At 68.6% G+C, this 23,215-nt stretch carries 21 protein-coding genes and 2 pseudogenes; all 23 read left to right on the top strand.

Going from position 1 to position 23,215, the window contains the following annotated elements; translation table 11 throughout:
- The first annotated feature begins 9 nt into the window (after positions 1-9).
- The 23 genes and pseudogenes from FVE25_RS16325 (at position 10) to FVE25_RS16430 (ending at position 23,193) form a co-directional block, all read left to right on the top strand.
- The gene (locus FVE25_RS16325) at positions 10-810 is read left to right on the top strand and encodes a hypothetical protein (protein WP_157247800.1); all 801 of its coding nucleotides are present in this window, start codon (positions 10-12) and stop codon (positions 808-810) included.
- Positions 807-1,334, top strand: coding sequence for a hypothetical protein (locus tag FVE25_RS16330; RefSeq protein WP_157247801.1), 528 nt, complete (start codon positions 807-809; stop codon positions 1,332-1,334). The genes FVE25_RS16325 and FVE25_RS16330 overlap by 4 nt, the downstream gene beginning before the upstream one ends.
- A gap of 96 nt (positions 1,335-1,430) precedes the next feature.
- A complete protein-coding gene (locus FVE25_RS16335; RefSeq protein ID WP_157247802.1) occupies positions 1,431-2,066 on the top strand; it encodes a hypothetical protein in 636 nt (211 codons plus the stop codon).
- Between the two features lie 14 nt (positions 2,067-2,080).
- Positions 2,081-3,631 carry a phage tail sheath C-terminal domain-containing protein gene (locus tag FVE25_RS16340; protein ID WP_157247803.1) on the top strand — a complete coding sequence of 517 codons (1,551 nt, stop codon included), beginning with the start codon at positions 2,081-2,083 and terminating at the stop codon, positions 3,629-3,631.
- 47 nt (positions 3,632-3,678) lie between these two features.
- Positions 3,679-4,227: a phage tail protein gene (locus FVE25_RS16345; protein WP_157247804.1), complete on the top strand. Its 549-nt coding sequence runs from the start codon at positions 3,679-3,681 to the stop codon at positions 4,225-4,227.
- 39 nt (positions 4,228-4,266) lie between these two features.
- The gene (locus tag FVE25_RS16350) at positions 4,267-5,109 is read left to right on the top strand and encodes a T4 family baseplate hub assembly chaperone (RefSeq protein ID WP_157247805.1); all 843 of its coding nucleotides are present in this window, start codon (positions 4,267-4,269) and stop codon (positions 5,107-5,109) included.
- Positions 5,110-6,639: 1,530 nt separating this feature from the next.
- Positions 6,640-7,149 (top strand): annotated as a pseudogene (locus FVE25_RS55150) (C40 family peptidase); the annotation flags it as partial.
- 417 nt (positions 7,150-7,566) lie between these two features.
- Positions 7,567-7,848: pseudogene (locus FVE25_RS57380) on the top strand (aggregation-promoting factor C-terminal-like domain-containing protein); the annotation flags it as partial.
- Positions 7,849-8,171: 323 nt separating this feature from the next.
- Positions 8,172-8,924, top strand: coding sequence for a hypothetical protein (locus FVE25_RS16360; protein ID WP_157247807.1), 753 nt, complete (start codon positions 8,172-8,174; stop codon positions 8,922-8,924).
- Positions 8,921-9,184: a LysM peptidoglycan-binding domain-containing protein gene (locus FVE25_RS16365; protein ID WP_157247808.1), complete on the top strand. Its 264-nt coding sequence runs from the start codon at positions 8,921-8,923 to the stop codon at positions 9,182-9,184. The genes FVE25_RS16360 and FVE25_RS16365 overlap by 4 nt, the downstream gene beginning before the upstream one ends.
- Positions 9,177-10,322, top strand: coding sequence for a hypothetical protein (locus tag FVE25_RS16370; RefSeq protein WP_157247809.1), 1,146 nt, complete (start codon positions 9,177-9,179; stop codon positions 10,320-10,322). Before FVE25_RS16365 ends, FVE25_RS16370 begins: the two co-directional genes overlap by 8 nt.
- 11 nt (positions 10,323-10,333) lie before the next feature.
- Entirely contained in the window at positions 10,334-11,002 is a 669-nt protein-coding gene (locus tag FVE25_RS16375; protein ID WP_157247810.1) for a phage baseplate assembly protein V, read from the top strand.
- 29 nt (positions 11,003-11,031) lie between these two features.
- Positions 11,032-11,457, top strand: coding sequence for a GPW/gp25 family protein (locus FVE25_RS16380; RefSeq protein WP_157247811.1), 426 nt, complete (start codon positions 11,032-11,034; stop codon positions 11,455-11,457).
- Complete coding sequence (locus tag FVE25_RS16385; protein ID WP_157247812.1) at positions 11,450-12,931, top strand: baseplate J/gp47 family protein; 1,482 nt, start codon at positions 11,450-11,452, stop codon at positions 12,929-12,931. Before FVE25_RS16380 ends, FVE25_RS16385 begins: the two co-directional genes overlap by 8 nt.
- Positions 12,932-12,938: 7 nt before the next feature.
- Positions 12,939-13,625 carry a hypothetical protein gene (locus FVE25_RS16390; protein WP_157247813.1) on the top strand — a complete coding sequence of 229 codons (687 nt, stop codon included), beginning with the start codon at positions 12,939-12,941 and terminating at the stop codon, positions 13,623-13,625.
- A gap of 20 nt (positions 13,626-13,645) precedes the next feature.
- Positions 13,646-14,008, top strand: a complete 363-nt coding sequence (locus tag FVE25_RS16395) for a hypothetical protein (RefSeq protein ID WP_157247814.1) — start codon at positions 13,646-13,648, stop codon at positions 14,006-14,008.
- The gene (locus FVE25_RS16400; RefSeq protein ID WP_157247815.1) at positions 14,005-15,060 is read left to right on the top strand and encodes a hypothetical protein; all 1,056 of its coding nucleotides are present in this window, start codon (positions 14,005-14,007) and stop codon (positions 15,058-15,060) included. The genes FVE25_RS16395 and FVE25_RS16400 overlap by 4 nt, the downstream gene beginning before the upstream one ends.
- Positions 15,061-15,063: 3 nt before the next feature.
- On the top strand, positions 15,064-16,458 hold the full coding sequence (locus FVE25_RS16405; protein WP_157247816.1) for a hypothetical protein: 1,395 nt from the start codon (positions 15,064-15,066) through the stop codon (positions 16,456-16,458).
- Positions 16,459-16,482: 24 nt separating this feature from the next.
- A complete protein-coding gene (locus FVE25_RS16410) occupies positions 16,483-18,936 on the top strand; it encodes a hypothetical protein (protein ID WP_157247817.1) in 2,454 nt (817 codons plus the stop codon).
- Position 18,937: 1 nt separating this feature from the next.
- Positions 18,938-21,298, top strand: coding sequence for a hypothetical protein (locus tag FVE25_RS16415; RefSeq protein ID WP_157247818.1), 2,361 nt, complete (start codon positions 18,938-18,940; stop codon positions 21,296-21,298).
- A gap of 95 nt (positions 21,299-21,393) precedes the next feature.
- Positions 21,394-21,720 carry a hypothetical protein gene (locus FVE25_RS16420; RefSeq protein WP_157247819.1) on the top strand — a complete coding sequence of 109 codons (327 nt, stop codon included), beginning with the start codon at positions 21,394-21,396 and terminating at the stop codon, positions 21,718-21,720.
- Positions 21,717-22,019 (top strand): hypothetical protein, encoded by a 303-nt coding sequence (locus FVE25_RS16425; RefSeq protein WP_157247820.1) that lies wholly within the window; start codon positions 21,717-21,719, stop codon positions 22,017-22,019. Before FVE25_RS16420 ends, FVE25_RS16425 begins: the two co-directional genes overlap by 4 nt.
- Positions 22,020-22,116: 97 nt before the next feature.
- Positions 22,117-23,193 (top strand): hypothetical protein, encoded by a 1,077-nt coding sequence (locus FVE25_RS16430; RefSeq protein WP_157247821.1) that lies wholly within the window; start codon positions 22,117-22,119, stop codon positions 23,191-23,193.
- Positions 23,194-23,215 lie beyond the last annotated feature (22 nt).

Here is a 23,215-nt window from a genome sequence, read left to right on the forward strand (position 1 = left end):
GATAGGTGCATGGCAGAGATCGGCGTGCTGGTGTCGCGCGTGCGCAAGGCCCTGGGCGATCCCGGCTACCCGTTGCGTGTCGTCCTGGACACACCCGGAAGCGCCTTCGACATCGGCCACCGCTACCTCACGGGCGTGATCGTGTCGCTGGTGACCGGCTCTCAGGTGAGCGACCTGCCCGCCAGCGCCTACACCCTCGATAGCGCGGCCGGGGCACTGGATCTGCACGAGGAACTGAGGCCCGGATCGTCCCTGCTGGTGACCGGCACGGCGCACACCCTGTTCACCGATGCGGAGATCACTGAGTTCGTGCAGGACGCCGCACGCCAGCACTGCCACGAGCGGGAGATCACGGTCCGCAAGAGGAACGCCAACGGGTTCATCTACTACGAGGAGACGCCGCTCACCCTGGCCACACTCCCCGCGGTGGAAGAAGAACCGCTGGCGATCCTGGCCACCATCGAGGCGCTGTGGGCGATGGCCACCGATGCCGCCTCCGACGTGGACGTGTGGACTGCCGAGGGAACGCACCTGTCGCGAGCCCAGCGCTACCAGCAGTTGATGGGCCATATCGAGTCGTTGCAGGCGCGCTACGAGAAGCTGTGCCAGCAACTCAACATCGGCCTGTACCGCATCGAGGTCTCCACCCTGCGGCGCGTCTCGCGCCTGACCGGCCGCCTGGTCCCCGTCTTCGCCAGCCGGGAGTACGACGACTACCAGCCACCCCGCCGGCTGCTGCCGCCCATCGACGCCCCGCACGAGGACGAGTCCGGCCTGCCCTCGCCCATCTGGGGCGGGTACGGCGCATGATGGCCCGCCTGGACTTCAAGAAGGGCCGCTTCGACCCGGCCTACGAATCCGGCGAGATCGACGGCGCCCTGGACGGCTTCCAGCGCATCTACGGCCAGGACGTCGACTACTACCGCTTCACCCGCGAGCTGTCGCAGTTCCACGACACCTACGGCGAGTCGACCGGCGCCGGGCGCGTGTTCGCCGAGCCGTTCCCGCTGCGCGCCCTCAGCGTGGTGCGCGAAGAGGGTAGCGCGGAGCAGCGGCAAGCGGGCCTGACCTGGACCGACAGCCTGCACCTGTCGGCAGGGTTCGCGCAGATGCAACGCGCCGGGTTCACCCGCATCGACATCGAACACGGGCGCTACCTGCGCGACCGGCTCGTCTACGACACCCGCGTCTTCCGCGTGACCAGCATCCGCGTCCTCGGCCAGCTCCGCACCCGCGACGTCATCGTCGGCATCGACGCCGTGCAAATGAAAAAGGAAGACCTGTACGGCGACCCGCAATTCTCGAATTGGTGGAACTCTCAGTCCGGCGCGTAACAGGTAAAGCCCGGCATTAACTTTTCTCCAGGCCGCACTTTTACCCTAAATGGTGACGATTGTTTTCCATTTAACGGGTAATGGGTGGCGGGCTGAATGCCGTGGATTCTGAATGAGGACACTGCGCTGAAGCGCAAGCTGTCCGCGCTTTCAGTACCCACCGCAGGCGGGCGGCTGGAGGTTCCGGCGCGCTTTTCCACCCCCGAGCCCGAGTCGGCCGACATGACCTACCCGGTCATCGTGCTGACCCGCCAGGCGATCACCCGTGCCGAAGGCCGCCAGCACCACGGCTTCATGCGCCTGCCCTACCGCCTGGAAGACGTCCCCGAACGCCCGACAGGCGCGACCTGGGACTACTACAGCCACGACCACCCCATCCCGTACGACCTGGACTACCAGATCCAGGTCCTGGCCCGCAGCCAGGCGCACCTGGTGGAACTGGCCGCGCGCCTGGCCAAGAGCGACCGGCTTCCCCACCAGGGCGGGTTCCTGGAGATCCCCGAAAACAGGGTCCTTGTGAGCCTGGACGTCCTGGGCGGCCCGGAATTCGCCGAGCTCGTCGACGCCAATGGAAAACGTCTCTTCTCCGCCTCGTACCTGGTGCGCGTCGCATCTGAATTCTTCCCCGGCGAACTCACCAAATACCTGCGCGTCGAGTCCATCACCCAGTCGGTCGTGCCGCTTGAGGTCGACCAGGTTTCCAACGATTTCGCGTGGCCGGACAACGGCTGACCAAGGAGATATGAGTGGCGAATTACCTCACGCCAGGGGTCTATGTCGAGGAAAACCTCGCGCCCCCGGGCCTGGGCGACGGATCAGCCTCACGCGCGGTGGCCGCGTTCGTCGGCATCGCGCCCAAGGGCCCGACCCTGCCGACCCGCGTCCGCTCCTGGGCCCAGTACGTCAACCTGTTCGGCGGGTTCACCGGCCCCACGAGCTGGCTGCCGTACGCGGTCTACCTCTACTTCGCCAACGGCGGCACCTCATGCTTCATCGCCAGGGCCACCCGGGCGGACGCCGTTGCGGCCACGGCCACCCTGATGGACTCCACCAAGGCCCAGGACCAGGGACCCAAGCCCGCCTTCAAGGTCACCGCGCTGGCCGAGGGCGTGTGGGGCAACGCCACCAGCATCAAGATCGTGCCCACCGGGGCGCCGTCGGGCCGCTTCGACCTGATCGTGCTCGACGACGGCCGCGAGTCCGAGCGGTTCACCGACCTGTCCAGCGACCCCGGTGACTCCCGCTACGTCATCTCGATCGTCAACAGCCCCTACTCCGGCAGCATCTACCTCCGGCTGGCCAACCAGAAGGTCAACACCGAGGGGTATCAGTACAACCCGGCCACCGACGTGGTCCCGGCCCAGACCCTCGTCCTCAACGGCGGCTCGGAGGGCGTGCAGGCGTACGATCTGGCCGAGGCTGCCAAGTCCCTCCAGGACGTCCCGGCGATCAACTTTGACCTCAACCTGCCCGGCGTCTCCCAGGTGGCGGTGCTCAACCCGATCATCGACTGGGCCGCCTCCACCGGACGGGTCTTCGTCGTCATCGACGGACCCAGGGCCGCCGAGGGTTCCACCTCCGCCCAGGTCATGGCCGGGTACCTGTCCATGGTCAACGCCGCCACCCCGCTGGTCGCCTCCTCCTACGCGGCCATCTACGGCCCGTGGATCATGACCAGCGACCCGAGCTCCACCCTGTACGGCGCGGTGCGGCTGCTCCCGCCAGGCGGCGCGATGCTCGGCCAGATGGCCAAGACCGACGTCGAACGGCACGTCGCCAAGGCCCCCGCTGGCATCCCCACCACCTTGGCCGCGGTCGTGGCAGCCGAGGCCCGCTTCACCGAGGGCGAGCTGGACACGCTGGCAGACGCCCACATCAACGTCGTGCGCCTGATCCCCGGCTACGGCCACTGCATCATGGGCGCCCGCACGCTCAAGCGCGAACTGCCCGACCGCTACGTCCCGGTCCGCAGGACGCTGATCATGCTGCGCAAGACGCTGGCCGACACCAGCCGTTTCGCCGTCTTCGAGCCCAACGGGCCCGACCTGTGGGAGCGGGTACGCCTGGTCCTCACCAAGTACCTGTCCGGCCTGCTCAAGGCAGGCGTGCTGGCAGGTCAGAGCGAGTCCGAAGCCTTCTTCGTGCGCTGCGACCAGGACAACAACCCGCAGTCCCAGATCAACGCCGGGCGCCTCAACATCGACATCGGCGTCGCCCTGCGCTACCCGGCGGAATTCGTGATCATCCGGCTCGGCCAGCACCACGGCGGCACCGACTCGGCCGAAGACAACCTCTGATCCCTCCGCTCCCCGAACTCCCCCTTTCCCCCTTCGGAGGCTTTGTCATGGCCGACACCGAGCGGCTCAAGCAGGACCCCCTGCGCTCGTTCAAGTTCATCGTCAACATCGGATCCGAGTCCTCCAAGCTCGGCTTCGCCAACGCCGGGTTCATGTCCGTGTCCGGACTGAACATCACCACCGAGGTCATCCCGTACCGCGAGGGCGGCTGGAACACCACCACCCGCAAGATGCCCGGCCAGTCGGACTTCTCGCCCATCACCCTGTCCAACGGCCTGTGCGTCGGCGAGCCGTACATGCTCAACTGGATGCAGACGATCTTCACCGTCGTGCAGGGCGGTGGCGGTGGAACGCTCGGCGACTTCCGCATGGACCTGACCATCAACGTCCTGGACCATCCCACGCCCGGCGCCTGGGGGGAGAAGGGCAAGGTCAAGGCCGCCTTCAAGGTCCTCAACGCCTGGCCCACCTCCGTCGCCTTCAGCGACCTGGACGCCGGCGCCAACTCGATCATCATCCAGCAGCTCACCCTCGCCCACGAAGGCTTCGAGATGAAGCTGGCCAAGGACGCGGGCGCTTCCGAGGTCAAGTTCTAATCCCTGGAACGTTCCAGCATCGGCAGAAAGACACGCACCATGACCAGTAACGACTACCGGAACCCCCTGGACGACCTGAGCACCTCGGCCGCCGACATCGCCGACGCGCTGGCCTCCACCGTCGCCCATGTGGACATGCCAGCCCCCGCCGACGACGTGGTCACCCTGCCCTCGCGCTCCATCCTGGACGGCAGGGAACTGCGCGCCGCCCGCGTGCGCGAACTGACCGGCGAACACGAGGAAGAGCTGGCCCGCGCCGCGGCCACCGGCCACAGCGAACGCCTGGTCGACGCGCTGCTCAAGTGCGGCGTCGTCGAGGTCGAGGGCCTGGAGGCCACCCCTCTGCTGCTGGACCGGCTCACCATCGGCGACCGCGACGCGCTCATCCTCGGCATCCGCCGCGTCACCTTCGGCGACAGCATCCGCTACGACCGCTACCGCTGCCCCGGCTGCCGAGAGGACTTCGCCCTCACGGTCGGCCTGGAGGAGATCCCGGTCAAGACCGCCACCGGCCCGAGCGACGACACCTACACCATCGCCCTGCGCAAGGGCGGCCACGTCAAGGCCCGCGCCCTGATCGGCGCCGACCAGAAGACCGTCCTGAGCTCTACCCGAACCGACCGGCTCAACATCGCCGAGCAGAACACGCTGCTGCTGTCGCGCTCGGTCATCTCCATCCACCGGCCCGGCCACAGCGACCTGGCCGTCCGCGGCGAGACCGGCCCGGTGCGCTCGTTGTCCATGCCCGACCGCCAGCGCATCCTCGCCGAGCTCGACAAGCTCCGCTACGGCCCGCGCTATGACCAGGTGCCCGTCCACTGCACCGCCTGCGGCCACGACGGCACGCTGGCCGTCACGGTGGAGGCCCTGTTTCGCGAGTAGCGACCGCACCCACCTGTTCGAGGCGTACGAGGCGCTCATCCTCACCTACGGCTGGACACTCGCCCAGGCGCGAGCCCTGACCGTTTCCGAACGCCGCTACTTCCTGGCCCGAGCAGCCGAGCGCATCGAGAGGAGACAGATGTGGCAAGCACAGCAGAACCCAGCAGCGCCAAGGCCACGTCCCCGAATGCGGTAGCGCTGCTCGGGGTGGCAGGCATTCAGCGCACCGTCGACCGGTTCGACCGGGGCGTGGACAAGCTGGTCACCTCCCACACCAAATACGCCACCGTCCTGGACGGCCTGGCCAAGGCGATCAAGGCGCTGCACGGCAGCGTCAACAAGCCCGGCGGCCACCAGAGCGGCCCGCTCCAGGCCCGCGCCAGCGGATCCGGGCTGGGCGGCAACCCCACCTTCTCCGGCCAGCGCGCTACCCCGGCCGCCGCTCACCTCGGCCAGCAGGGCGGCGCGGGCTCCCACAACGGCGGCCAGCCGCCCATGGCCCCGCCCGCCTACCGTCCGCCGTGGGGGCAGGGTTTCACCCGCACCGAGAACGCCTGGAACATCGGCCGGGGCATCCAGAGCGCGGTCACGGCCTACGCCAAGGGCGAGCAGGCCACCCACATGACGCTGGAGCAGTACGCCCGCTACGCCCAGCGGCAGATGCCGCTGGGCACCGGCTACAGCGCGGCCAACGAGGCGACTATGCGCGCCATGCTCGGCTCGTACGGCGGCACGCCCACCATGGCCTTCCAAAACCAGGCCGACGCCCAGGCGTCCTGGTCGCTGCGCTACCGGCTGACCGGAGAGATCAACGACTCCGGCGCCCGCTCCCAGGCCATCAAGCGGGCCACCGAGGGCTCCACGTTCCTCACCCCGACCATGTCGGGGCTGGATGCCACCCAGCTCGTCGCCAGCCAGATCAACCCGACCATGCAGATGGAACGCATGCTCGGCGGATTCGGCTCCAACCTCGACGCCAAGGGCGTCTACAAGGGCAATGCCGCCAACGCCGATTCGCTGCTGCGCGGCTTCTACGGCAACCGCAACGTCTCGGCCGAGCAACTGTCGCGCCGCTTCACCCTCGGCGGGATCGGCTGGGACCAGCTCGTCTACTACTCCGGCAGCGAGCAGGCCGCCGAGCAGAACCTGGACTACATGAAGCTCGTCGCCCGGGCCCGCGAGCAAGGCATCGGCACCGACGAACTGGACGACAAGCTGCGCAGGGCCAACGTGCAGGGCGACGGCGAGGACGCGGAAGCCGCCCGCGCCTGGCTGAAGGACAAGTTCAACCTCGACCGCGAACAAGACACCCTGCTCCAGGCCAAGTCCGCCGAGTCCGACGACATGGCGCGCGAAGGCGAGCAGAACGAATCGTTCACCGCCGCCCTGTCCAACACCACCGACCTGCTGGAGGAGTTCGGCGAGGTCCTCAACGACATCCTGGAACTGCCGGTCGTCAAGGAGCTCACCTCCTGGTGGGCCGGAACCTCCGCAGCCTTCCCCGGCGGGCCAGACCCCTACACCCAAGGCATGGCCGACCGGCAGGCTGGGCCGACGCCCAGCCCCGACGGCATCACCCCCGCCCCCAGGGCCACCACCGGCAAGGGCAAGGACACCGGGAAGAACAAGGACGCCACCGGCACGGACCCGCTGGACGGCACCACCAACGCCTCCCTCATCGACAGCGTCATCGCCCGCGCCAAGTCCTGGCTCAACGTCGACTACGCCTACGGCGCCGGCAGCAAGTCCGGTCCCGGCCCCGGCACCAACCGGTTCGGCAAGAGCTTCAACCGCGCCTTCGACTGCTCCAGCTTCATCCAGGCCAGCTTCTGGCAGGGCGCCGGAATCGACCCCGGCCGCACCACCGGAGTCCAGGAGCAGGCAGGCAAGCACGTTCCGTGGGATGAGATCCAGCCCGGCGACATCGTCGTGCGCGACACCGGCGGCTCCGGCCACGTCGGGCTCTACCTGGGCGAAGGCCAGATGATCCACGCCCCGACCTCGGGCAAGAAGGTCTCCATCGTCCCGCTCAACAAGGACAACTTCGAGCAGGCCCGGCGCATCATCGGCGAGGTCGACGGGACCGGCGAACCGTCCTGGAGCGAGGACGGCGACACCGACACCACCAAGGACGGCACCGGCTCGCAGCCGACCATCGCCGCCAGCCCCGCGTTCGGCCTGTTCGACCAGGAGATCGACATGCTGCGCATGTTCGCCGCCATGGGCGCAAGCGGCGGGTTCACCGGCAGCAGCGACGCAAGCGATCAGGTCGACCCCGAGGTCAAGGGCTGGACACCGAGCGAAGACGTCGACCCGACCGGCGCGGGCAGCAGCGACGACCCCGACAACGAGACCAAGACCGACCGCACGACCAAGAGCAAGGGCATCGACCCGAACAAGGTCGCCATCCCCGCCGTCACCCCCGGCAGCGACCTGGCCCGCCAGAACATCGCCAAGGCCCAGCCCCTGGCCGCCAGCTACGGCTGGGCCGATGGCCGCGACTGGAACGCCCTGCTCGCGCTGTGGCAGAAGGAATCGAGCTGGAACCACAAGGCCGAGAACAAGGGATCGGGAGCCTACGGCATCCCCCAGTCGCTGCCCGGCGACAAGATGGCCGCCGAGGGCGCCGACTGGCGGGACAACCCCGACACCCAGATCAAGTGGGGCCTGAAGTACATCAAGGGCCGCTACGGCGACCCCGAAGGCGCCTGGGCCCACTCGGTGGCGGTCAACTGGTACGCCAAGGGCGCATGGGAGCTGCCCCACGACCAGGTCGCGACGGTCCACAAGGGCGAAATGATCATCCCAGCGGGGCAAGCCCGCACCATCCGCGACGCCCTGGTCGAAGAGAACCTCAAGGCCGGGGCCAGCCTGGCGGGCGACGCACCCGCCAGCCTCAGCGGCGCGGGCGGAGACGTCCACATCACCTTCGACCCCGGCTCGATCCAGCTCACCATCACCGGCACCCAGGGCGGCGAACAGGTAGGCCGCGAGGCTGTGCGCGGCATGCTCGCCGAACTGGAGCAGACCCGCCAGTACCGCAAGATCGCAAAGGGACTGTGATGACATCCAACCGGCCGTTCGACCCCCGCATCTACGGCAGCGGCGACGGATCCCGCGCCAGCCGCTACGGCCCGGAAAAGGGCTTCATCCGCTCCTCCGACTGGGCCAGCCTCGGCTCGGCCCAGGGCCCCGCGGTCACCAGCACCCTCAACTTCCTCTACAACCCGACCGGGTTTTCCACCACCTACTCCATCAACCCGGTCAACTCCTCCTGGGACAAGGTCCTGTTCCAAGACCCCGGCAACGACGACGGCTACCAGATCAAGGGAAAGCTCGGCCAGACCCTCGCCTTCTCCCTGCTGTTCGACCGCACCTACGAGGTGTGGAAGGGCGATGAGGAAGGCACCTGGAACGATGTGCGGGCCGCCCTGGCAGTAGCTGGAGCCGTCGAGACCAGCAAGGCCGACATCGCCACCCCCGGCGAGATCGGCATCATGAAGATCCGCCGCGCCGACGTCTACTTCGGCCACAACGGCGGCATGGTCTACACCGGAGCCATCACCAGCCTGTCGGTCGGCTACACCCTCTTCTCCGACAAGATGATCCCCTTCCGCACCGCCATGTCGATCTCGATGATGCTCATGCCGCTGGTCGACCCGCAGAGCGGCGGCAGCCCCGCGACCAGCCGCAGCTCCAGCCCCAACCCCAACCTGGTCCCCTCCGACCCCGACTCCACCGTGCTGGCCCCAGGCCAGTGGGGAACCAACGACTCAGGCGGCCTGTTCGACGGCGGCGGGAAGGTGACCATGTGACCTCCCGCTACGCCGACCGGCCGACCGAGACCCGCTCCTGGCGCGGCACGCTGGTGCGCGGCCAGGCCCTGCGCCCGAACAAGAGCTGGTCGTTCAACTTCACCCTGCACCAGATCAAGGAAGGCGACCGGATCGACCTCATCGCCTACCGCTACTACAACGACGCCAGCCTGTGGTGGATGGTCGCCGACGCCAACCCCGAGATCCTGGCCTGGCACGATCTCTCGCCCGGCTTCGTGATCAGGATCCCGAATGTCTAACCGCCTGTTCTACGAGGTCAAGATCAACGACCGGGTGCTCAAGCCCGCTCCGCTCGACCTCAAGCTCACCCAGCGCATCGGCGATAACACCTTGGTCTTCGCCCGCCTGGCCTACCCCGTGCCCCACCCGTCCAAGATCCAGCTCCCCGTGCACGGCTCACGAGTCGAGGTCACCTGGGGGTACAAGCCGACCGAACTCAACTCCTGGTTCGGCTACGTCCACCACAACGACGTCGAGGACGAACCCAACCCCGGCCCCGATCAGGCCATCGTGACCGTCCGCCACTGCTTCGTCGGCACCGGCTGGGTGCTCGGTCAGCAGCGCTACAAGGAATGGCGGCGCACCACCGACTCCGGCATCGCCCTCAAGATCGCCCAGGACAACGGGCTGTCCGCGGTCGTCCACCGCACCACCAAGGTCCACGACTATCTGCTCCAGCAGGGCGTCTCCGACATGAACTGGCTGCGCGAACGGGCCGCCGAAGCCGGGCGCAGACTGCACGTCGACAACGGCATCCTCTACTTCATCGACCCCTCCAGCCTGGCCATGGCCCGCTCACTGCGCGCCTTCCCGGCCGCCATGGACAAGGCCCACGGCCAGCCCGACCGCATCGCCTCCTTCAAGGCCCTGGACGGCTCGCTCATCCCCAAGGCCGGGCAGCAGGCCCCGCGCGGCGTGCACGGCGTCGACCACCGCACTGGCCGCGAGATCCACACCAAGTCGCCGGCCTCCCTGCCCGGCCCCGACCTCGAACACCGCCACACCATGATCGAATCCATGGAGGACCTGCTGATCTCCGCCCAGTCCGTCGCCGTCAAGAACGAGCAGTGGCTGCTGGCCGAGGTCGACCTGATAGGCAACCCCGCCCTGCTGCCCGGCAACCAGCTCCAGCTCTCCGGCAGGGCCATCGCCCGGCGCCTGCACGGCCCGTGGCTGATCACCGCGGCCGAGCAGCGCCTGTCGATGCTGGAGCACAACGGGCTGGGCCGCAAAGACTTCTCCGCCACCATCGAGGTCGCCCGCAACACCCCGGCAGCCTTCGCCCCCCGCGACCGGCGCATGCCCCAGGTCGATGACCGCTGCGTAGGCGCGGGCAACAAGTGGCGCTCGGCCGTCATGGCGCAGGTGGTGCTGTGAGAGAGAACGCCGTGACCGCCTGGGGCATCGTGGTCTCCACCGCCGACCCGCTCAAGAAGGGCCGCATCACCGCTAAGGTCCCCGACCTGCTCGGCGACAAGATCTCCAACTGGGCGCCGCCCGCGACCATCGTGGACAAGGTCTTGAAGCCCGGCGACAAGGTGTGGGTCCACTTCGACGCGGGCGACCTGCGCAACCCGCTCTACACCGTCCCCTACGACCCGGCCCACGGCCGCATCCGCACCAGCGGTTCGGCCCTGTCGCTCGACGGGCCCGCCGCGGCCGGGATCACCCTGAACTCCGACGTACACGCCATGAAGTCCAGCGGCGGCTACGTCATCGTCTACGCCAAGGACTTCATCAAAAGCTCGGCGCGTGAACTCAAGACCCAGATCGCGCCCCTGAATTTCGACCCTGTCCAGGCGGTGAAAAACGCCCCCGCCCACCTCTACCGCTACCGAGCAGACGGCCCAGGCCGCGCGGACCAACTCGGCCCCATGCGCGAAGAACTGCCCGCCATCGCGCGGGTCGGCGACGCGGCGGTCTCCCAATCCGCGCTGGTCGGACTCTTGTGGGAGGCGGTCCGCCAGCTCGCCCACCGCGTGGACGCATTGGAAGAAAAACTCGCGAATACAAATGAGAAGGCCGATCTGAATACACTTGAAAAGGATTCGGATTAGACGGCAATAATGTTCGGGAGGTGGCTTTAATGGCGCTTACGCTGCCCTCCGCGATAGACCTGCCGTTCCGGATCGAAAACGGCGCCATCGCCTCCAACCGCGACGTCGACCGGCAGATCCGCCAGCGGCTCATCGGCATCATCGGCACCAACCCCGGCGAGCGGGTCATGCAGCCCACCCTCGGCGTCGGAGTCGCTCGCATGCTGTTCGAGACCGACATCAAGGTGGTCACCGCGCTGCTGACCACCGACATCAAGCGCCAGGCCGCCGCCTACGAACCGGGCGCCGTCATCACCCGCGTCATCGTCACCGACCACGAGGAACCCGGCAAGGGCATGCTGGATGTCGCCTACCGCCGTACCGACGCCTCCGACTCCGACCCGGCCGCCGCCCGCCACATCCACACCGCGACCATCGGCCGCGACGGCACCGTCAAGGAGCACCTGCGTGGCTGAGCAGAACGTCTCCCTCGACTACACCGCCCGCGACTTCGACGCCATCGTCGCCGAGCTGCTGCGCCAGGCCGAGCAGGTCATGCCCGAGTGGACCTCGCGCGGCGAAGGCGACCCCGGCATGATGCTCGTGCGCCTGAAGGCGTACGCGGCCGAGCTGAACAACTACTACATCGACCGGGCGGTGGGGGAGTCGGTCCTGGCCACCGCCACCACCCGGGCCGCCGTCTTGGCCCTGGCCGAGCAGGTCGGCTACATCACCCACGGCACCATCCCAGCTACCGGCAGCATCACCTTCGCCACCGATCCGGGCGGGCCCGCCGTGACCGTGCCCAAGGGCACCCAACTGCTGTCGGACTACGTGGCCGCGGTCGACCAGCCGGTCACCTTCGAGACCGACGCCGACCTCCTGGTGCCCGCAGCCGGCGGCACGGCCGTGGCCGCCATCACCCAGGGCGTCACCATCGCCCCCTTCGAGGCCGGATCCGGCACCGGCAGCTCCGGCCAATCCCTGGTCCTCGCCACCCCCGGCGTCATCGAAGGCTCGGTCCGGATCTGGGTGGAGGCCCCGCACGCCAACATCGAATGGATCCGCAAGTCCCGGCTGATCCAGGCCGCACCCACCGAGCGCGTCTTCACCACGCGCCTGCGCGCCGACGGCGCCACCATCGTCATGTTCGGCAACGGCGCCAACGGCGCCATCCCCGAGCTCGGCGCGACCATCTACGCCTCCTACCGGGTCGGGGTTGGCAAGGCCGGAAACCTGCCCGCCAGCAAGATCCTCCACCTGGCCACCTCCGGCCTGATCGGCGTCCAGATCGCCACCGACGCCTCCGGCAAGCCGATCAGCACCGCCACCACCGGCGGAGCCGACCCCGAAGGCAACGACGAGATCCGCCGCAACGCCCCCCAGGCGTTCGCCGCCCAATACCGGTGCGTCACCAAGGACGACTTCTCCCGCGCCGCGCTCGAGGTGCCTGGCGTTTCGGCCGCCAACACGGTCGCCGCCCGGCCCCAGTCGGTGACCGTGTTCGTCACCGGACCCGACCGCACCACCCCCAACGCCCAGCTCCTGGACACCGCCACCGCGCACCTGAACGCCCGCGCCCTGGCCGGAACCGTCGTCTCCGTCCAAGGCCCAACCTTCGTGCCGGTCAACTTCGGCACCGACGCCCTGCCCGTCAAGGTGTGGGTCGCCCCCGGCTGGCGCGACATCCACGTCAAGGCAGCCGTCCAGGCCGCGCTCGCGGGCCTGTTCAAGGACGACGCCGTCACCTTCGGCGTCCGGGTAACCCTGTCCCAGGTCTACTCCGCGGTCGCCACCCTGTCCGGCGTGCTCAACGTCAACATCCCGGTCATGGCCCGCGCCGACACCGCCCAGTCCGGGGCCGACGACGCCGTCATGGCCCTGTTCGAGATGCCCGTCCTGGGCACCGTCAAAATCGTCACCTCCGGTGGCGTCATCGCCCCCGTCTAGGAACGGCATGGCAGCTACCTACCCGGGCGGGATCCGCACCTGGACCACCAAACTGGGCTGGCGCAACATCGTGTGGGCCAGCCACGTCAACGAGCTCCAGGACGAGGAAGACGCCACCCAGCGCATCCTCGGGCTCAACCCGCACCAGGCCCGCAACAACCCCGGCGGGCTCAGCCGCGACTACGGCACCCTGGCCCGCCGCCTGACCGCCCACGCACGAGGCGAAGACCTGCCCTTCTACCGCGGCATGGCCAAGTCGATGAAGACCACCCCCAACACCTGGAACACCGTCGCCTTCGAGCACCGCTCCGACCCCTTCGAGCTGGCCGACAGCGGACCGGCAATCAAGCTCAACACCCACGGGCTGTGGGTGCTGGCCGCCCGCGCCGAATGGCGGGCCACCGGCTACAGCCTGCAAAAACGAGCCAAGCGGCGCCTGCGCATCCTGCTGGATGACAAGGACGTCGGCCTGTCGGACTTCACCGCCGAGGACGCCCGCAACAGCTTCGCCCTGCACAACCAAGTCACCTGGCAGGAAGTCCTGCCCCGAGGAACCCGTGTCTCGGTCCAGGTCCGCACCAACCTGGACGCCCCGCCCCACGATCTGCTGGCCAACATCGTGCTGCGCGCCTACCTGGTGCGCTGCGTCGACCGCGTGATCAACGACGGCGCACTGCTGCGCCCGGCGGCCTGACGCGGCAAGGAGCACCTGAATTGGCCGCGAGCTACCCCTCCGCCTTCCGCGCCTGGTCGACCAAGTTCGACTACACCACGATCGTGTTCGCCGAACACGTCAACACCCTCCAAGACGAGCTGCTGGCCGTCCAGCGCACCCTGGGCACCACGCCCCAGATCGCCGCCAGCGACCCCGGCAGCACCCCCTACGAACTGCTGCCCATCGTCGAATGGATCGGCCGCGCCCCCGAGACCGACATCCCGCGCATCATCGACGTCCTCACCGACCGCGCGCCCGTCCGCCACAACTACGACCCGGCCAAAATCCGCGACTGCCTGCTCGACATCTGGCCTGACTGGGGCACCCGCTACCCGTCCCTGCCCTGGGGCGGTACGGCATGAGCGACCTCCTCCTCACCCCCCTGCCGTACGGGCAAGACGATCTGTTGGCCGTCGACCCCCACCGCATCGCCTCCTGGATCGGCAACAGCGACACCACCGCCCTGACCCTCCTGGGCCGCTACCTGCGCGACAAGCCCAACTGCACGCGCACCGAGATCAACGAAGCCGTCCGCCAGGCCGACCGGTGGACCTCGATCCCGCCCATCAAGACCGTGCCGCACCGGCCCAGCACCAAGCCGCCGTACGTCGCGCCGCGCGACCACGCCACCATCGAGCGGCGCATGACCTTCCAAGCCCGCGGCGGCCACCTGCCCTACGCTCGTGCGGGCATCTACGACATGCAGGTCCCGGCCAACAAGTGGGCCCGCACCACCCTGCGCGCCTTCGACGACCCCTTCAAACTCGCCTCCGGCGACGGGCTGGTCATCAACCAGGACGGCTTGTGGACCCTCACCGTCAAGGTCGACTGGTCCCTCGGGCACGCCGAGGTCGTCTCCAGCGCCGCCCAGGCCACCCGCGTCATGGTCAACGGCTCCGACGTCGGCCTGCGCGACTACCTCGACGACGACGCCTACAGCATCAAGGCTCCCATCAACACCCTGACCTGGACCGACACCTTCCGCGCCGGCACCACCCTGAACGTCGACATCCGCAGCGAAGGACTCGGCACCGGCTACACCGCCGTGGCCAACGTCTACGTCCGGCTCCACCTGGTCCGCGTGGCCGAAGACGGCTTCGACATGGAAGGCTTCCCGCTGCCGCCCGACCCCGAGCCGATCCCCGAAACGCCGCTGGGCGGCTACTGCGGGCCGAACGACCACCAGCCGACCTACCCGCGCCAGCCCAACACCTGCAACGACCGGGACTACGCCTTCACCTTCACCATCTCCGACGGCGGCCAGGTGGGCTCCTACCGGTGCGTCAACGGCCAGCTCACCACCGTCTGGTCCGCCTACGGCTGGGACGGCGGCCAATACTACGGCGGCGGTGTCGTGGGCGGAGACGGCTCCTCCTACGGGCCGGGACGCCCTTCCTACTCGGGCGGGTGGTGAGCCGTGGCCCGCTACCCCGAGGCGTTCCGCTCCTTCACCACCAAGCGCGACCTGTCGCAGACCATCTTCGAGTCGCACGTCAACGACATCCAAGACGAGCTGCGCGCCACCCAGACCGTCATCGGCGTCAACCCCCACATCGCCAACCTCAACCCCGGCGCCCGGCCCGACAACTACGGCACCGTCGCCGCCCGCGCCACCGCCTACGCCCGCGGCGAGCACCTGCCCTACTTCCAGGGCTCAACCAAGAACTTCCAGCTCCGCGGCGGCAACCTCGTCAAGCCCAAGGACCCGATCCGCAAGCCGATGGACAACGACCGGTGGATCCACGAGACACTCGCCGGCCGCGGCGTGCTGGTGCGCGGCGACAACGCCCGCCAGGTGCACGCCTCCTACTACGACGCCCAGACCGGCGACAAACTGCTCGTCCCGCTGCACCCCACGGGCGGCTGGGTCAAAGCCCCCGTCTACGGGCCCGACAACCAGCGCATCAAGATCCGCACCCCCAACTCGCCCGACTGGGCCAACCCGCCCGGCGGCCACACCACCGTCTCCGAGGCCACCTTCGACAGCTACGCCAACGGCAGCCAGTGGTGGACGATCGTGATGGACACCTACTACCACGGCGACACCTACCTGGGCCGCTCCGGCACCTTCGCCGGGCGCATCCTTCTCGAACCCGGCGTCCCCGAGGTCGAACCGGGCCTGCCCATCGAAGACGACCCGGGCACCATCGGCGACGGCGGATGGCAGCGCCTGCCCATCAAGGGCGACGACGACACCTTCGGCATCGGCTGGCACGACGGGGCCGTGCTGAACGAGACCGGCCTGTGGATGATGTCGCTGATGGTCGTCCACCAGCCCACCACGGAAACCACGACCGTCCGCGCCCGGCGCCGCGCCCGACTGGAGATCAACGGCCGCGACCACACCCTCCAGCACATGGTGCGCGAGAGCGCCGACAACGGCGACGCCCTGGTCAACGTCATCCACTGGACCGAGGTGCTGTCCAAGGGCACCCAGATCAGCGCCTCGGCCCGGATCGACGGCACCGACCTGAAGGGCACCTACCCGGCCACCGCCTACCTGCGCCTGCACCTGGTACGCGTCACCGAGGGCGACGACGACGGCTTCCTGGACGACCACCCCAGCACGATCTACACCCCGCCACCCCCACCGCCCCCACCACCGCCGCCCCCGCCAACCGCGCCGCCCAACCCAACCGTGCCTGGCGACCACTACTACAACCCGTACCCGACCGGCCCGGTCTACGAGAACGACCTGTGCTGGATGTACCCCGAGCGCTTCCCGAACTGCCCCACCCACGGCAACCGGCCCACCCCGCCCAAGCACACCGGCCCCACGCCGAAACCCGGCGGCAAGAAGAAAAAGAAGTAGCACCCCGACCAGGAAGACCCCCGCATGGCTGTCTATCGCGTTGATCAATACGCGCGAACCTTCTACGGCCCCAACCCCGAAGTCCCGTACTTCCCCGAGCGCAGCTTCACCTCCTACTCGGTCGGATACGAAGGGGTCTTCCTGGCGTGGGACCAGCCCTCCGGCGCCTATGCCGGGTTCCGGCTGGTGGCCAGCCTCGACGGCTACCCCACCACCGAGACCGGCGGCACGGTACTCATCGACAGTCCCGCCGCGCCCGCCTCCCACCTGGACAAGGACGCCCCCAACGGCCGGTTCTGCTACTACGCCATCTTCCTTAAGATCAACAACGTGTGGGTACGCTCGGCCCTCACCTCCACCCTGCACATCGCCGACTACGGCTCGGTCCAGTGGATGTGGGAGCGCATCCCGCACCACTACCGGCTGCTGCGTGGCAACCACCTGACCGTGGACGCCGACTCCAACCAGACGCTCCTGCACTTCATCAAGATCCTCGGCTACGGCCTGGACCGGGTCCGGACCTCGATGGAAGCAGCCCTGGAGTCCAGCGAACTGCGCACCACGCACATCACCACCGCCGCAGCCATCGCCGCCTCCATCGGCGCCTACGTCCCCGAGGGGCTGGCGCCCGACCAGATGCGGGCCCTGACCATCGACGCCGCCTACCTCGCCTCAGAACGCGGCCACCCCGCCGCGATGCGGTCCCTGGCGCAAGCCGTGTCCGGCTGGGACGTCGAACTGCGCAAGAGCGGCAACCTGATGCCCAGCTACGACCAGGCCGAGCAGATCACTCCGCGCTACCCGGCCTGGGACGCCTCCATCCGCTACAAGGTCGGCGACCTGGTCTCCACCGACTTCCACCTCTACCGATGCCTGGTGGCCGCCTACGGCATCGACCAGGCCCCGCCCGGCAACGGCAGCAACAACACCTGGTGGGCCGTGCACACCGCGATCCTGCCCAACGACGCCACCAACCCCGCCTGGGAAGCCGCACGGGCGACGATGCACGGCTGGTCAGCCGTCAGCTTCACCGGCCAGAGCCAGGACGCCACCAGCAAGGCCCTGCCCAAGCTCGTCATCGGCGTCCCCCACCCGGTCACCGACGACCGCGACGCCAACACCCTCACGGTCACCAACACCAGCGCCAGCGCGGCCGACATCGCCCTGCACTCCCTGCCTCCCAACCCGGCCGCCACCTACGACCCGCTCCTGCCCATCACCCACGGCATCGCGCTGCCCCGCGTCCCGCGCTGGGAGGCAGCCCGCGCCTACCGCGCCGACGACCTGGTCACCCACCGCGGCCAGGTGTATCGCGCGCTGCGGCGCTCCACCGGCAAGCAGCCCCAGGAGTCGCCCAGCGACTGGTCACTCAACAGCACCGACTCCCGCCTGAAGCTGACCGTCTCCGGCTACATCCACACACCCCACCTGGCCTCCCAGGCGGCAGCGCCGTGCTTCCCATACATCACCTGGTTCGACGAGCAGGGCAAGCAGATCGCCCGCGTCGAAGCCAAGAACAGCCCCGACACGCGCGTGCTGGACACCTTCACCGCCACCAGCGGAACCAACGCCATCTACCTGGCCAGCAACCAGGTAGCGGTCACCGCCGGAACCTCCTACGCCGTCCAGGGCCGCTTCTTCCAGACCGCGCCCTTCCCCTTCGACGTCGGCGTGGAGTGGTACAACGCCTCCGGCACCTTCCTCAACTCCACCATGAGCTCGGTCACCGTGACCGCCTCCACCTGGCGCAGCTACACCGCGCCGCTCACCGCGCCGGCCACAGCCGCCAAGGCGGTGCTCACCCTCTACATGAACGTCGGCGCGCACCTGGCCCCGCCCACCACCTACGTCGATGAGTTCTACCTGGCCACCGCAGCCGCCCCGAGCACACCTTTGACGGCCGACTCGACCTTCGAGAACGGCTTTGCCACCTGGTATCTGGAGAACGCCTTCGCCGACATCACCACCGAGCGCGCCTACGCCGGGAGCCGATCACTGAAGCTCAGCGCTCTGGGCGCGGGCAACTACAGCCTCGGCGGCCGGGTCACCGAATACGGCAACAAGACCTGGACCGCCCGATCCAACGGCTTCATCCGCGACAGCTACGCCAACGGCGTCGCACGCCCCCGCGCCGACGTGCGCTGCCTGTCGACCATCGACTACGGAAGCAAGGACGCCACGATCGCCGCCACCTTCGCCACCGCGCCCACCAAGGCATCCACCCGGCAGGCCCTGGTGCTGCGCTACCTGGACCAGAACAACTACCTGCGTGCCACCCGGACCCAGCTCGAGCGAGTCCAAGCAGGCGTGGTCACCGTCCTGGGCACCTACACCCGGCCAGTCACCGACGGCGACCGCCTGTCGGTGACGGTCTCGGGCGACAACTACAGCGCGAAGATCAACGGAACCGCCGTCCTCGCCGCGACCAGCGCCTTCAACAACACCTCGACGATCTTCGGCCTGACCGTGGAGCCCTGACGTGCCCAATTACGCCAACTACATCCCCAATCCCTCCCTGGAACTGGGCTCGACCGGCTGGCAGGCCGAAGGCAGCGGGTCGCTGTCGCGCGGCGGCAGTAACGCCGTCCACGGCTCCTACGCCCTCAAGCTCACCTACACCGGGTACGGCGAGGCCAAGGCCGGTGGCGGGGTCTCCACCCTCGTCGCCATCGAGCCCGGCGCGGGGCCGTTCACCTTGTCGGCCACGCTGAAGGGGCTGACCGAGTCCAACGGCGCCAGCTACAACGCGGGCGTCACCATCACGGTCTACGACCTGCTGCCCGGCGAGGCCGTCACCGCCCGCCAGCAGCTCAAGCAGCAGACCTTCGCCTACACCACCAACGGCCGGGTGGCGATCCGCAACTTCACCCCGCGCCCGGCCGCGGACCGGCTCGTGGTCGCCTTCACCACGAACTCCTCCTTCTATCGCTCGGCCAGTTACAGCAACGAGTCGCGCACCTTCTGGACCGAATACTCCTTCGGGCAGTACACCACCAGCGAGTTTCCCTACAGCACCAGCTCGCCCAGCGGCAGCCAGGTGGACTCCTCCACCTACTCCAGCTACACCAGTGACAGCTCCTGGTCCAACAACGGCACCAGCTCCGGTTATCGCAAGGGATCGCCCTCCGGTGGCATCGGCAGCGGCGGCCAGCAGTATTACTACTACTACAAGTGGAACCAGGCATCCCAGTCGCGCTCGGTCCAGACCAGCCCGGCTGTCTACGGCGGCACCGCCACGTTCTACGTCGATGCCATCCAGTTGGAGCGCGGCGTCACCGAGACCGCGTACGTAGACGGCAGTACGCCCGGCTACGTCTGGTCGGGCACCCCCGGTAGCTCGCCCACCCTGGCCATGGTCGCCCTGACGGGATCGGGCACAGCCTCGGGCAACGGCAGCCTGCCGGACATGATGCGCCTGACCTTCATGGTCGCGCAGGGCAGCAGCAAGAACCAGGGACAACTGACCGCCGACACCCACGGCGTCCTGGGCGGCAAGGCCCAGGGCCGCGGTAACGGCACCGTCCGTATGTGGGGCGTCGGCGCCTTCCGTGCGGGCGGTACCGGCGGATCCCTCGGCAGCGCCTACCTCTACTCCATCAAGAAGATCTCCGCCTCAGGCACTTCCGGGCCCGGCAGCGGCGCCAACGCCCCCCGCCTGGCCATCGTCAAGGCGTGGCCCACCTTCGGCAGCGGTACCGGCACCGGCACCGGATCGCTCGCGCTGAGCTTCCCTCAGCCGATCGAGATGAACGGCCGCGCCCTCGGCAACGGCACCTTGGCCATGGGCGTCGGCTGGCAGCTCACCGGCGACGGCTACGCTGCCGCGACCGGATCGCTCGACCTGTCCGACGGCACGCCGCAGGCCGCCTTCAGCGATTTCGCGATCTTCGGCGTTACCGAGGAGGACCCGCTCAAGCTGGGTGTCGGCGCCACGAACGCCGGGACGGCATCCGGCGCGTTCAACGCGGCGTGGAACCGCGTGTACGCCGAGTTCGTCAGCCCGGCCGAGCAGATCAGCGTCAACGGCTCGGTCGCCTGGCGTCGCGCTGCCTACGCCGCAGTCGGCTTCCGCTTCAACGCCGTGCCCGCCAACAACTACCACGAGCTCACCTGCGTGCAGGCCGAAGCCGCCGCCCAGACGGCCCCCGGGCCCCGCAGCTATAGCACGGCCCAGACCCTGCGCCCCTTCGTCGTCGCTGACCGCATCAACTACGCCATCGGCGATGTGTGGCCGTTCTTCGGATCCCAGAACATCACGGTCACCCGCGAGGGGAGCTCGCCGTACGCCGACGACCCCAAGCCCGTGGCCAAGGTCGTCTACCAGCCCGGCTACACCGGATTCATGGGCGGTGGCATGATCGCGCCTCCTCCCGGATCTCCGTGTGTCGTCTCCCTGCACATCAAGACCGACAAGCCCGTGATCCTCCGCCTGGCCGTCACCCGCGGCCAGGGCTGGGTCGAGCAGGGCACCTCCGAACACCTGTCCCTGACGCCGGAGATGGGCTGGACACGGATCCAGGCCCCCTTCACCGCCTCCGACCTGGGCCAGTTCTGGCACATCAACTTCCCCTACGACGGCGCGGTCCCCCTGCCGCTGACCCTCAACATCGCCGGCATCCAGGTGGAGGAGGGCAGCCGCGCCACCCCGTACTTCCACATGAAGCTCGGCAGCCGCGACTACTTCCTGCGCTACAACGGCACCGACACCAACCTGGGGGCTTTCCACTACCGCGACATCGACCAGCGAACCGCGCGACTCGTCAGCGCGCTGGAGGAGCAGACGCCGATGGGTATCCGTGTCGGCACACCTGAATTCGGCGTCATCCCGCATTTGGACTAACTCGCGCATTACAAAGGGCCGCCCATTTATCAATACCGTCGTAGAGTGCCGGAATTTCTCCGGCGAATTCATAACTCTCCGGAGGAGTTAGAGAAATGGCTGGTTTCGATACCGCCCTCGTGCTCGGCCTTGTGGTCGGGCCGTTCCTATCCCTGCTGGTCGGCCTAGTGACCAAGGCGTCGTGGTCCGGCGCGGTCAAGGGCCTGCTGCTGGCCGCCCTGTCGGCCCTCGACGGCTTCATCGTCGCCTGGGAGCAGGCGGCCGGCGCCGGTGACGTCTTCGACTGGCGCACGGCCCTGCTCGTGGCCGTCGGCGCCTTCATCGCCGCGCAGTCGGTGCACGAGGCGATCTGGAAGCCGACCGGCGCAACCGACGCCGTGCAGTCGGTCCTCGTCCGGGACAAGGTGGATCTGGCGGCGTGATCAGCGTCGTCCTGACCGGTCTGGCGGCGTGGATGGCCTACCAGGTCGTCCGCGCCGTCGTGCCGGTGCCCGCCGCCCTCCAGTCGCTGCTGGTGATCGGCGCCTGCTACGGGCTGCCGTTCGCTCCGCCCCAGCTCACGCACGCCCTGGCCGCCGCGGCAGTGGCGGCCGTCGTCACCCGGATGTCCAGCCGCCCCGAAACCTCCGCGCAGTCGCTGACAGAAATGCTGATTGAGCTGCGCAAACGAGCGTCTCGGGGGAGGGGCCGCGCCTCCCGGGTGCCCGACCTGCCGCGCTGAGAATCTTCCCCCACGAGTTGATACGTAAGTTGTCGCAGACTCCCACTTTACGTAAAGCTGAGACGCATCTCCCGCTTTCAAATATGTGAGGATCTGCGTGACCACCACCAAGCCCCTCGTCTTCGCCGTCGCAGGAGCAGGCGAATCCAGCACCGACAACACCTGGGACCTGCTCACCGACTGGCTGGAAGACGACCCCGAGCGCGAGGTCGCGCTCTACCTGCCCGCCGATCTTGCGCTGACCAGCAAGGCCGTCGTAGACGTCGCGGAGTGGGCCGAGGCATCCGAGGTGTCCTACACCGCGCTGGCCGCCCCGAAGCCGGGCCGCCGAGGAAAGCTCGTCCTGGCCTCCTGCGCCCGCTCCGAAGAGACCATGTACGTCGCCGACGACCTCATCCAGACGCTGGCCAATGCCCAGCGGGACGGCAAGGAGGCCGTGCTCGTGCTGGCCTGGGGCGAATCCGACGAGGCCCCGGACGAGGACACCGGCACGCTGTTCGACCAGGCCGTGGCCGCGGGAATCCCCGTCAAGGACCTCACCGCCGGACTGGACGACCTGGCCTACACCGATGACCCTCCGGCCGAGGACCCGGAGGAGGAGCACCCCGACGACGCCGACGACGACGATGACGCCGTGCCCCCGTCCGGCGAGCCTGCCGAACTCGAGCAGATCGAGCAGGAACTGACGCTCGAGGATCCGAGCCCGTCACCCCGCCCCGACCAGGGAGCGGCGCCAGCCGAGGAGGAGGCCGCCCCGGCAGACGAGGCGCAGGCCATCCCGCCCGCCCCCGCGCCCCGGCCCGCGGACGTCCCCGACCTGCTCACCACCCTCGCCTTCACGATCGAGCACCTCACCCAGCAGGACCACGCCAACGCCGCCCGCCGCATGGAACCGGTCCACCTTGCCCCGCTCACCCGTGCCGTACGCCACCACTTCCAGCGCCTGAACGAGGAACTCAACGCCCAGGCGGCCCCGAGCCAGAACCCACAGCCGTCCGCCAAGGCGCGCGGCAAGGCCCGCGACACCGCCGCAGATCCGGTCACCGTCCTCATAGACGAGGACAAGCAGACCATTCGCCTGGCCGGGCGCGGACGCCCCCGCAAGGGCGAGACCAAGCGCGAGATGACCCGCGCCGAATACGAGGCGTTCCTCAGCGACTTCGACCAGGACTAAAACGCGAAGGGCCCCCAGCAAT

This window comes from Nonomuraea typhae (genome assembly GCF_009760925.1).
In the GTDB taxonomy this organism is placed as follows: Bacteria; Actinomycetota; Actinomycetes; order Streptosporangiales; family Streptosporangiaceae; genus Nonomuraea; species Nonomuraea typhae.